Genomic DNA, 12,233 nt, shown 5'->3' with positions numbered 1-12,233 from the left:
TGTGCATCTTACCAGCCTGGATTTTGCGGCATCTCTGGCGTTTGAATACGTTGATTTTCTGGGATAGGGAATAAGTACATTTTGTCCTGAAATGTCCTCCCATTGGCAGTCATAGCAGTTTTAGCCTGTTTTGTCCGCACAAGGTCAAACCAACGGTCATGTTCAAATGCTAGTTCAAGCCTGCGTTCTTTCCAGATTAACTGGCGGAGTTGGGTTTGATCTGTCGTTGTGATTTTGGGCAGTTTTACGCGTGTGCGAATTGTATTCAATGCTTCCAAAGCTTCATTGCTGTTACCCACCTCGTTTGCAGCTTCTGCAAGGATGAGGTAAATTTCACCTAAACGTAGATAGCGCACATTTTTATCCCCGTCGGCGGCACCACCATTTGCGGACGAATACGCTTTTTCGTTATACATTGGATTTTCAACCCCATTATCAATTAAGCGGCCATCGTAAAGCGTCTCGCCTCGGAATATGATCGTCGCATCACGGCGGATATTATCTTTTTCTGCATTGAATGCATCCAATAAATTTTGGCTGGGAATATTAAATCCCCATCCCAAGTTTACGGCGCCACCACGCGGCGCTTGTACTTGGCTATATTGTTGAATACCATGGGCAATTGATGTCCCCCGTGCTTGCCATTCAAACAGTGACTCCGGTCCATTCTCGCCCTCTAGCCGCCAAATTTTAGCGTAATCTGGTTCTAAACTGTACTGTCCAGAGTTAATAACTGCTTTTGCCATGTCCGCAGCTTGTTGCCACTTGCCTTGATAAAGATACACCTTTGATAATAGTCCTTGAGCGGCACCTTTAGTTGCTCGTCCTAAATCTTTTGCAGCATAAGCAGATTTTTCAGGCAAGTTGTCAATAGCAAACTGCAGATCAGCTTCTATATAAGCATAGACTTCAGACGCAGATTCTCTCTGAATTAGGTCACGCTCTTGAATGGGAACGTCTCCCCATCCACGTACTAGGTAAAAATAATTTAGTGCACGAAGGAAACGTGCTTCACCGATTAGTCTGTTTTTATATGCCTCGTCTGTTAATCCAAATTTTTCGGTATAATCAATAGCTTGACTAGCTCTGCCAATAGATTTATACCACCGAGTCCACATTGACTGGAATGATCCGGCAGTTGAAGTATATGTAAGATTATCTAACAATAGTTTATCTCCTCCGGCATCTGTGGCAGAGCTCCCCTTATCCGCATTATCGGATATCATTTCTGTTATTCCTAAAAAAGAGAAGGCATAATCCCAATCGGTAAACATCCCATATACACCATTAACAAATTGTTCTGGAGTATTTACGGTTTCACTATCTTCTGCTTCTACGCGTTCCTTAGATGGAACATCCAGAAAGCTATTGTCTTTACAAGACTGAAACGCCAATCCCATACTTACAAAGATGGCTATATGTAGTTTATTGAATTTCATTTTGGTCAACGTTTAGAGATTAAAATTGCATATTAAGTCCGAAAAGGAAATTACGTGTCGTAGGATAAGCAGAGAGCTCAATTCCAGATGTTAGATTAGGACTTCCATCACCAGCTAATTCAGGAGAAAAGCCGCTATATTTCGTAAACATAAATGGGTTTTGAGCGGTCACATAAAGACGTAATTTAGATTTTGAACTGTATAAATTGTTGAAGGTGTAGCCCAGAGTCAGATTGTTTATACGAAAATAACTTCCAGATTCTAAGTAATAGTTTGATGGAAGATAAGATCTATCTGCCCCAGGATGAGCATTTGTATGATTTTCAGGCGTCCAACGGTTTTCAAAAGTTTCTAAATCAACATTTTGTCCGGCATTCATACGTGCACTCCTTAATCCATTGTACACCTTATTGCCCGAAACACCATATCCCGATAAATTAAAGTCAATCGCTTTATAGTTAATCCCTATATTAATTCCGTAGGTTGAAGTCGGTAAAAATGAACCAAAAAAGACGCGGTCACGCGTGTCTATAATGCCATCGCTATTTTGGTCTTTAAACTTCAAATATCCGGGTTTGGCGGGTCCATTCGATGGATAGTTTTTGACATCTTCAGCATCTTGAAATACCCCGTTTGTCTCATACATCCACCAACCATAAATAGGTTGCCCAACACGCAATTGCTTTGTTAATTCTCCGTTGTTTAGACTGCCGCCTTGGTCTCCATCATAAGCAGCCTTCACTTCCTTAACTGTATTTTTGTTATATGAATAATTTAATCCCACAGTATAATTGAAATCGGGAGAAATGGATTTATTCCAGTTCAGAGCAATTTCCAGCCCTTCATTTAATATTTTTGCTCCGTGATCATAAAATTTGTCTTCATATGGAGAGGTATAAGTAGGTGTGACTAACAAAATCGCATTTGTATTCATCTTGCGGTAATAGTCTACGGAACCTGAGAGGTTGTTGTTCAAAAATGCAAAATCGATACCAGCTCCAGTTTCTTCTGTTACCTCCCAGCTTAGATTTTTTGCCGGTGTTCCGTATGCACTTCCGAAAACCATTGTCTGTTCCGGTCCAAAAACATAATTGTAATTGGAACTTTCGGGGCTTTGTAGGATTGTGGAGACATTTAATGGAATATCTTGATTCCCTAGTTTCCCCCAATTACCACGAACTTTCAATAAATTAATCCAACTAGCGTCCTGCATGAAACTTTCATTAGTGACGGTCCAGCCGAGCCCTACAGATGGAAAGGTACCCCAGTATTTTCCAGTATTGCGAAATACGCTTGAGCCATCACGACGTAATGTCGCTGTTAAATAGTATTTGCTATCATAATTGTATTGGACTCTTCCAAAATAAGAAGCAAGTGCTCGGGGGGTGTAGTGAGTTTGTAATGCAATTCGATCGTAGTCAGCTCCTTGAGTATTATTGGCAAGATTAATATTCCAATATTGCTCCTTTTCGGGAACGTCATAGCCAGTCATACTGGTCATGCTATTAATATCATATTTTTCACGAGACATTCCTACAACAGCTTCGACGTGATGTTTCTCAAAGTTTTTGGTGAACGTCAAGAAATTCTCCCATGACCAACGGAATTGCTCCAAATCAACATAATTTAAACTATTATTAGCAAACTGGATGTCTCCAGGGGATGCGGCTTTATTTGCTGTAAAGTCTGTCTCTGTTTTCTGAGGATTTGCATTTAGCCAACGATCTTTTATGTTGGTAAAAATCCGTTGTTTTGAATAGAATTTATTCCCGCCAATACGTGAGTTGACTTTTAAATAATCAGTAATTTTAAACTCTCCTTCAAAACTACCTTGTAGACGAAGGGTGTTTATTTTTTCGTTTTGGCGGAGGACTTCATAAAGAGGATTTCCTTCATCATTAAGTTTCGCAATAACGTCCCCTGGTTCACCAGTTATTCCACCGAGCCCGGTATTTTGGTTATAGTATCCCGTTGCATATCTGCCATTTTCGTAACGTATAGGCATAATTGGCGCTTGTCGATATGCTGTGTTAAATGCGCTATATGGCTTTGGTGTAGACCTGGTTAAGGTGAGATTAAGGTTTTGGCTAAATTTAAGCCTGTTATTTAGGAATTTGTATACGTTATTATTCCGCACCGTATTTCGAACGTATTTGGAACCGTCTAATATACCATTTTCAGTGTAATTATTTGCGGATACAAAATAGTCAATCTTTTCAGTCCCACCAGAAATATTTACGGAATTGTTAAAAACTGATCCGGTCTTTAATAATTCGTCATACCAGTCCGTATCGTAGGTCTGGTTTGCCGCCAACCGAAATTTATCTCCAGTAGAAGTCCAATATTCATTTGCATACTGTGCAAATTGAGATGCATTAGCCATTTTTACTTTATTTAAAATGGTTTTTAACCCTGCATAACTCTCATAATTGATGTTGACCGTGCCCGTTTTTCCTTTTTTTGTGGTAACAATTATAACACCATTTGCTGCCCGGAGCCCATAAATAGATGCAGAAGAAGCATCTTTCAAGACGTCCATGGATTCGATGTCGGAAGGGTTGATATTGTTGATATCTGTTTGTGCAATTCCGTCAACGATATACAATGGATTCCTTCCACCCAAAGCCGTTCCTAAGCCCCTGATAATAACATTCGGTGATGAGCCTGGCGCTTCATTGGCAACGATATTTAAGCCGGCTGCCTTGCCTTGAATGGACTGCATGGCCGACATCGCCGGTTGTTTGGTAATATCGGATGATTTTAACGAGCTAATAGAACCTGTTAGATCAGCCTTCTTTTGTGTACCGTAACCGATGACAACAACTTCTTCAAGCGCCTTATTTTCGTTCTCTAAAAAGACGCTAAGCTCCGTCTGGTTTCCGATGTAGACCGTCTGTGTCCGATAGCCCAGAAAGTTGAATACTAACGAATCAGTCGGAGCAGCGCTGATCTGAAATTTCCCCGTTGCATCGGTTTTTGTAGATACCGCCTTTCCTTTGATACTGACAGTGACGCCGGGCATGGATATCATGCTGGCGCCATCTTTGACTACTCCCTGGATGGAAGTTTGCCCATAGGCAACTGAAACGACCATGGATGTCAAAAATAATGCGGATAGATTCCTCATATCGTAAAGTTTTGGTGTTTGTTTAAAAAATTCATTGGTTATTCCCTCAGCAAATATGTTGATGTAGTATAAATTTGCCAAAATTTAACATTTGCACATCACTACTACACAAAATATGCGGTTTCTCAGTTGATAATTTTTTTGCTTGTAATTTGTTTGTTATTAAATGTTTATGTTGTTTTTTTTGTAAAAAAAATAAGGGTATTAGTGTTAATGTTACACTAATACCCTTGTGTGGTAATGATGTAGTGATTGTAGCAAAAAATTAACGTTCCATTAGGAATTCGGATAGGTTTTTGTCGGTTGGAAGCCCCAGTTTTTTGCGTAATCGATACCGTCGAATTTCAACACCTCTGGTACTGATGTTCAGAAGCGAGGCGATTTCTTTACTGGACATATTGAGCCTTAAATAGGCGCATAGTTTTAGATCATTGGGTACGAGATCTGGAAATTCCTGTTTCAATTTCTTGAAAAAATTTTCATGTGATTCATTAAAGCTCTTTTCAAAAATATGCCAGTCTCGATCATCGTTGTGTGCATCTTCGATTAGCTTATTAATCTTTTTTAATTCGTCCGAACTCAGTTTATTGCCTTCGGCATCTTTTAGTTGTTTCAGCTGGTTATGCAGATTGTTTAACATTTCGTTTTTATAAACAATATTCAGAGCAGCATTGGCGAGCTCTTTACTCTTTAGATTGAGCTGATCTTCGAGCTGTTGATTTTTAAGCTTGATCCATTCTTTTTCTTTTTGCTCTGCTTCCCTTTCAAGTGCGATTTTCTTTTCCTCCAGCCATTTCCGCCTCACCTGAAATTGCCTTTTTCGTTCCCGTTGTAGATTGAACTGATAAATTAGGTAAATGATTCCGATCATTGAAAGGGTATAGATCGCTTTTGCCCACCACGACAGGTACCAGGGGTGTTCGATAGTAAAAGAAAGCATTTGTGTTTCGGATACTAATCCCGAATTGGTCCTAGCTCTTATTTTGATCTGGAAGTCACCATACGGGAGGTTGGTGAAATCCTGGTATGCTGTCTCACTCCATTCGGACCATTTGTCTGAATAGCCTTCTAAGTAGTATTGGTACTGCACAGGGGAGGACGAATAATACGGGCTGGAAAAAGTGATCCTGAGGTTATTTTCAGAGGGGGATAGTTTAAATTCGGCGTTGGGAATAATCAAGGTTCCTGTGGCTAGATTCGTCAACTGTGCTACTTGCGGAGCAGGTAATATCCGGCTGGCGTTTTGGCCAGTATGACGGTATATGGCAAAACCATCGTCAAGGCCGATGAGATAGTACTGATTTTCGATCGGAAGGATATTTTCATAATTGCTCATCATACGGTCCTGTAGCGGACTGAGCAGATTGGAATCTATTTTAAGTTTGCCTTTGCTATCGAAATCTACTTTGGCTATTTTAGTTTTTTGGATAAACCAGTAGCTGTTGGTACTGATCGGAATAATCTTGTTTGCGTTTTTATAACTGCCCAAAGCTTTATTTAATTCATTGGCATACTTAAAACGTTTGACAATGTTGTCGAACTCCATAAACCCACTATCCGTCGCAAATACAACATTATTCTCCAAGGTATATATCCCCCTGAACTGCCTTCTTTTAGTGAGGCTATCCTGGGTCGATGAAAATTGAATTTGAGCCAGCTCGTATCCCGCATCAAAATTGAGCAGTTGAACTTGTCCCCAATCACCGATCCAAAAAGAATAGTTATCTTTTTGGTTCAGAAACCGGATGGGTTCTTTGAGTGAAGCGAATTGTTTTACAAATTTAAGCTGTATTCCGTCAAAAGTAAATTTAGATAAACCCGTATAATTGCCCTGAAGAATATTCTTTGTGCCGAATATGGGTTTGAAAACCCACCCACCGGTAATCTGTGATATTTTTTCCAGTCTTCCATTGGATAACTTAAACGTACCGTCATTGTGACCGCAGATGAGCTCTTCGCCAAATATTGCTAATGTCCATACCTGGCCTTTAGAATTTGGAACCTGTGTAAAATTCAGTGAATTGTAATTATTTAATCCATTCCATTTACTGACAAACAAACCTTTATTTGTTCCCAGATAAATGCTGCCTCTGTAGATTACCGATGTGTATACGGTCCCGATTTTACCAGCAAAATCGGTGTAGAAGGATAGGGACGAATTGACTTCAATACGGTCAATGCCATTATCCAGACCGACCCAGATGTTCTGCTGCTTATCTTTGGTGATGCTTAACACCGTATTATTTTGGAGTCCGTTATTTTTATTAATATGCTGGACGACTTCTCCTTTTTTATTGATGATAATCACACCATTCTGAATCGTACCGAATGCATACTGCCCGTCATATAAATAAATCCCGTTATTGATCTGAGATTGGCTGAGGAGGGCGTTTGCGGGAACTGACCATGGTGCAATATTGCCCAGCATATCCATCAGGTAAAGCCCACTCAGGGAAGTAGCGACCAGAGAGTAAGTTTTGTCAAAAGGCAATATGGCCAATACATTTTTGTCCTTTAGTATTCCTTTTCCCTTTACAGGAATTAATTTGCCTTCTTTAAATTCATGTAGCCCGCTAGGCAGCTGTTCAAAAAATAGCTGCTTACCGACCTTATGTGGAAATAAAAAGGGTTCCCCCTCAGCTGTGAGGGACCGAATACTGTTGTTTTCCCAAATATAACATTTGGAAAAGGTGTGGAAAAATACGCGCTTGTCGTCCACGATAATTTTCCAGATTTCTTCTTTCGGAAAATAAATTTTGTCTTTGACCAATTTAGACAGGCTATTATAAGTCATATCGCCAAACCCTTTGGTCGTCCAATAACCAAATTCTCCGCGCCCGCCGGTGTAGATATTCCCCTCTTTACCGACCGCAACACTGCGTACGGTGGAATGATTGGGCAGTGGATGCAGGCGCCAGTATTGACCGTCAAAACGTAGTAATCCTTCGGTGTTGGCACTATAAATCCTTCCTTCCTGGTCCACAGCCAATGCCCAATTCTGGTTGCCCGCTTTATATTCACTTTTCTTATATTGTTTTACAAAAGGCGTCCCGGTAGGTATGATGGACTGACCTCTGCCCGCGTTAGGGCTAAATATGATAAAAGCACATAACCAAAAGATATAGGATGGGCTATATTTTTTTGATATCATCGAATCTCCCCTTTTACTTGATCTGGAAAGCAATATATCGATTTTATCCCAAACCCAATAATTTAAAACGTAATAACCCTTGTCTATACCCTTCCAGGGGCTATTTTTTCACTATTTGTTGAGACCGTTTTCGCCGCTCCTTTCTTACCGGCCTTGGACTCGCACGACAGAGGATAACACGACTATGACTTGACTGATTTGCTAAGATCGGATAGGATCCTAATATTTTGCTTCAAGCAGAATGCGAAAATTATAAACCAGAAAACTCTAAAAACAAGTGAAATTATGAAATCAAAACTTTTCAGAAGAAGCCCATAAATAAAGACGGAAGGCCGAGGGAGAGATCATAAAAAAAGGTTTTCAAACGGGGAGAATGAAAACCTTAAATAACCAATTATAAACCTAAATTATGATGATGCAAATATAGCTATTTTCAAGAATGTAAGATAATCAATCGTTAAACATATTTCATGCTGTAGCTAAAATTCTACAGTTCTTTTTGCAGACATGAAAAGTTACAGCCTGTCTGTTTTCGCCAGTTTGTTGATGAGAGACAGTGTAATCAATCCCAATACGGCGAACAAGGCATACCCTAGTCCAATCTGAAGTTGGGAAGTGGGGCCAATTAAACTGACTGTTGTATAACTGAGCGAGGAGGTTACGAGATAGGTTATGCCCCCGACCAGTCCACCGGCGATACCTGCTGATAAAGGGAACCGTCCCAGGCAATAACTAAAATAATTATTGAAGATAAAACCAGCTGTACAATGCACCAAAAACGCAAAAAATGTGAGGGAAAAGAGATTTTCCATATAGGGTGATACGAGTACCATAAGCAGTACGAGGCTGATTTGTATCATATTGGCAATGCGTAGCTTTGGAATTAGGGCTCTTTTGATCAATGCTTTCCCAATGAAACCGCCACACATCCAAGCTAAGCCCATTATCAGGGATGTGTATCCGGTCGTAATGGCGCTGTAGCCCAGTTGGTGCTCAATGAAGAAAGGGCCGCTTAGATTATAGAACATCACAAGACCATAGGAAATGCCACACATCAAAACGCCAAGTGTGAAATCATTGCTTTGCAGCATCAATTTAAATTCGCTGATAAGATAACTGAGATGGAGTGGCTTTTTCTGTTTGATAGTCTCACCTGAAAAAATCAGTTCCAGCACAAAAAGTACGGCACTGTACACCGCCAATACTAAGAAATTGGAACGCCAGCCAAATTGCGTCTGCAGATAGCCGCCGATAAATGGAGCGACGATCGGACCAATGGACCATACGATCGTCATGATACTGAGATAATGTTTTCGTTGATCGCCTTCATATACATCGACGAAATAGGCACGCTTGGCAATGACAACAAATGCGGACAAGATTCCCTGCAGAATCCGCATCAGATAAATTACCCAGATATCGTTTGTCGTGGCTGTGATCCAGAAACTCAAGATAAAAAGGAAAAGCGATATCAGGTTGATCCGGTATCGACCCCAAGCATCGACCAAAGCACCAGTGAAGAATTGAGCTACTCCATAACTGATCAAAAATAAAGATAGTGTCAGCTGGATCTTACTTTCATTGAGTCCGAGTTCCTGAGCCATCTGTGGCATAGATGGTAAATAGATGTCTGTCGCTAGTCCGGTGATGGGAACTAATGCAAAAGCCAATATGGTCGGGATGAAAGATTTTTCCTGGTTCATGTCGTTTTCCATGTTGATAATTTGTCGACAAAAATAATCTCAATATGGGAAACAAAGAATATACAATTCAAACAAATTATTGTTAAAATCAAACAAGATGGTAGGGTAATTGAATAGGTTACTTCACCTATTTAGATTGTTCAAACGAGAAGTATTTTTATGTTCGTCATTTTTAACTTAACTTGATGAACGATTCGTGCGAAAGTATCGTGGTATAACTTGTTTTAACACTAATAATGACCTGATGAACCGTTTACTGACTAATTTAAGTGCTGAAATCAAACAGCTTTTCCCAAAGATTGTGGAAATTCGCCGTCACCTCCATCGTTACCCGGAACTATCTTTTCAGGAATATAAAACAAGTGCCTATGTTCAAAAACAACTGGCGGAACTTGGCATACCTTTTAAAGTAGTTGCAGGTACTGGTATTGTCGCTCTGATTGAAGGCGAGCAAACGCTGACTGAGGAGATCGTGGTGTTGCGGGCCGATATGGATGCATTAGCTATTCACGAACAGAATGAAGTTGATTATAAATCCGTCCATGAAGGGGTAATGCACGCGTGCGGGCATGATTTCCATACGGCAAACTTATTGGGTGTTGCGTTTGTCCTAAAGAAATATATCACGGAATTTTCAGGAAAAATTGTGCTGTTATTTCAGCCGGCTGAGGAAAAAATTCCGGGGGGCGCGATCCAGATTCTAGAATCTGGTATATTGGAATCTTTTGGTAGAAAGATCAAGGCTGTTTTAGGAATTCATGTCAGTCCGCGTGTTCCTTTAGGAAAAATAGGTCTGCGTGCTGGACGCTTTATGGCGTCTAGCGACGAGTTCTATATAACGATCAAGGGAAGTGGTGGCCATGCGGCCGAACCGCACCTTGCCGTGGACCCTGTTATGATCGCTGCTCAGCTGCTGACAACCTTACAGCAGGTTGTCAGCCGGAAAGCCAATCCGGATACACCTTCGGTATTGACATTTGGCCGTTTTATCGGTGACGGCGCTGCAAATGTTATTCCCGAACAAGTCAGCCTGGCGGGTACGTTTCGGACCATGGATGAGACCTGGCGTAAAGAGGCTCTAGAAACCATTGCAGAGATTGCCCGGACATTGCCTACCGCATTAGGTGCCACCGTAGATGTAGAGGTACGCCATGGTTATCCGGCTTTATATAATGACCCCGAGCTGACCCAGCAGGTCAAAAATAGGATACAGGAAAGCATGGGAAGTGCAGCTGTACATGATCTGGATATCTGGATGGCAGCAGAGGATTTTGCCTATTACGGGTATCGGTATCCAGCCTTGTTTATGTTGGTGGGCACAGCTAATGACGATAACACTACTCAGTATGGACTTCATAATCCGCAGTTCAATCTCGATGAAAAAGCTTTTGAAATGGGTATTGCCGCCTTAGTGAATAGCGTAATTAATTTGTTGAGCGAGCCTATTAGTTAGGCGCAGTGGTAAATTGACTATGGGCCGATACAGTGTATACCCATGCTCTACACGGCAGATAGAGGAGAGCCAATCCTCTGTTACTCAGTTTTTGACACGCTTTTCTTTTGCTAGTGTTGACTAAAGATTGATGGATAAGGGGCGGCATCGACAATTGTTGTTCTCGAACTTGGTTCGCGTACGTATCAGCATGTTACGAGAGACACTTTTGGTTTTAGCCTAAAAGGAATAACGGAAATTATCAATGGCCAGTTTAAAGCCATACGGAAAGAACTAGCTATGGATGCGGGCAATTTAAAGAATCGCAGAAGGGAATGGTTGCAGTGGTCTTTAAAAAGATGGACCTTCAGCTTATAGATGATGTCAATCCGACCGGGGCCGCTCAATTAACGGACCGAAATTTGTTGCAGATAAATTACGTAGATGGAATGTTTGTCAGCATAGAAAGTTTTGAGGAGATAAGAAACAGATTAAAACGGAAACAATCAGAGCATATATGGAAAATAACCTAAGGAAATCTTTTTTCATCACCGATGAAAATGTTGAGCAATATGCACGGCAAATGGCAACCTGGATTGCGGAACAGGTGACTGCCGCTGGTCGTCGTGGAGTGGTACTTGGCATGAGCGGCGGCATCGACTGCAGCGTGGTTGCTTGTCTCTGCCTCATGGCGAAAGTGGATATCCATTTGATTATGATGCCTTATGGAAGCGATATGCACAATAGCAAGAGCCATGCACATGCCATGGAACTGATCGATAAGTTTAATTTTCCTTACCATATCTTTGATATCCAGTCGGCTGTTGATGCCCTGGTAATCCGCAATGAGACTTATATTGTAGCTTCGAGTACGCCTCATCGTGTATTGAGTTTAGCTAATATTCGCCCCCGTGTCCGTATGACGTACCTATATGAATTTGCGCAACTGGGTAGCCGCTTTGTCATCGGCACTGGCAATATGGCTGAGGCTACCGTAGGGTATTTCACAAAATGGGGAGATGGTGCCTATGACCTCAATCCATTGGCACTCGTCACCAAACAAGAAGTATATACTTTGGCTAAATTTCTCGGTATTCCGGAATCCATTCAGCAGAAGCGTCCTTCAGCAGGGCTATGGGAAGGTCAGACAGATGAAGATGAACTTGGCATGACTTATGCGCAGATTGATGCTTTTATTTTAACGGGAACATCCGGCGATCTAGCGGTTGATGAACTTATCCGCAAACGCCAGGAACAGTCTGCACATAAGTTTGCGGCTATCCCAGTCTTCAAAGGCTAAATACCTGCCAGGCAAGTAGGTCTGGCCGGTTTTAAGTTTTAGCCGCATGCTTATCGGCATGCATAGGAGAAAGCAGCATGG

The 12,233-nt window shown here is 41.3% G+C and carries 6 protein-coding genes; 2 read left to right on the top strand and 4 right to left on the bottom strand.

What is annotated here, in order from left to right:
* Positions 1–8: 8 nt before the first annotated feature.
* The 4 genes from K7A41_RS08990 to K7A41_RS08975 all read right to left on the bottom strand — a co-directional run bounded on the left by K7A41_RS08990 (position 9) and on the right by K7A41_RS08975 (position 9,432).
* A complete protein-coding gene (locus K7A41_RS08990; protein WP_265713454.1) occupies positions 9–1,439 on the bottom strand; it encodes a RagB/SusD family nutrient uptake outer membrane protein in 1,431 nt (476 codons plus the stop codon).
* A gap of 19 nt (positions 1,440–1,458) precedes the next feature.
* Positions 1,459–4,566, bottom strand: a complete 3,108-nt coding sequence (locus K7A41_RS08985) for a SusC/RagA family TonB-linked outer membrane protein (RefSeq protein ID WP_265713453.1) — start codon at positions 4,564–4,566, stop codon at positions 1,459–1,461.
* Positions 4,567–4,831: 265 nt separating this feature from the next.
* Positions 4,832–7,717 (bottom strand): triple tyrosine motif-containing protein, encoded by a 2,886-nt coding sequence (locus K7A41_RS08980; protein WP_265713452.1) that lies wholly within the window; start codon positions 7,715–7,717, stop codon positions 4,832–4,834.
* A 515-nt stretch (positions 7,718–8,232) separates the two neighbouring features.
* Positions 8,233–9,432 carry an MFS transporter gene (locus K7A41_RS08975; protein ID WP_265713451.1) on the bottom strand — a complete coding sequence of 400 codons (1,200 nt, stop codon included), beginning with the start codon at positions 9,430–9,432 and terminating at the stop codon, positions 8,233–8,235.
* Positions 9,433–9,664: 232 nt separating this feature from the next.
* Between K7A41_RS08975 and K7A41_RS08970 the strand changes: the two genes are divergently transcribed.
* Positions 9,665–10,873: a M20 metallopeptidase family protein gene (locus tag K7A41_RS08970; protein ID WP_265713450.1), complete on the top strand. Its 1,209-nt coding sequence runs from the start codon at positions 9,665–9,667 to the stop codon at positions 10,871–10,873.
* 496 nt (positions 10,874–11,369) lie between these two features.
* The gene (gene nadE, locus K7A41_RS08965; RefSeq protein WP_037532467.1) at positions 11,370–12,152 is read left to right on the top strand and encodes an NAD(+) synthase; all 783 of its coding nucleotides are present in this window, start codon (positions 11,370–11,372) and stop codon (positions 12,150–12,152) included.
* Positions 12,153–12,233 lie beyond the last annotated feature (81 nt).

The organism is Sphingobacterium sp. InxBP1 (assembly GCF_026191775.1).
Lineage (GTDB): Bacteria > Bacteroidota > Bacteroidia > Sphingobacteriales > Sphingobacteriaceae > Sphingobacterium > Sphingobacterium thalpophilum.
The sequence above is the reverse complement of the archived record's forward strand: the minus strand, read 5'-3'. Positions and strand labels throughout refer to the sequence as shown.

What these genes read in the sequence shown, in the direction of transcription:
- K7A41_RS08970 (WP_265713450.1), top strand. Translation starts at nt 9,665, where the DNA reads ATGAACCGTTTACTGACTAATTTAAGTGCTGAAATCAAACAGCTTTTC.
- K7A41_RS08975 (WP_265713451.1), bottom strand. Translation starts at nt 9,432, where the DNA reads ATGGAAAACGACATGAACCAGGAAAAATCTTTCATCCCGACCATATTG.
- K7A41_RS08985 (WP_265713453.1), bottom strand. Translation starts at nt 4,566, where the DNA reads ATGAGGAATCTATCCGCATTATTTTTGACATCCATGGTCGTTTCAGTT.
- K7A41_RS08980 (WP_265713452.1), bottom strand. Translation starts at nt 7,717, where the DNA reads ATGATATCAAAAAAATATAGCCCATCCTATATCTTTTGGTTATGTGCT.
- K7A41_RS08990 (WP_265713454.1), bottom strand. Translation starts at nt 1,439, where the DNA reads ATGAAATTCAATAAACTACATATAGCCATCTTTGTAAGTATGGGATTG.
- nadE (WP_037532467.1), top strand. Translation starts at nt 11,370, where the DNA reads ATGGAAAATAACCTAAGGAAATCTTTTTTCATCACCGATGAAAATGTT.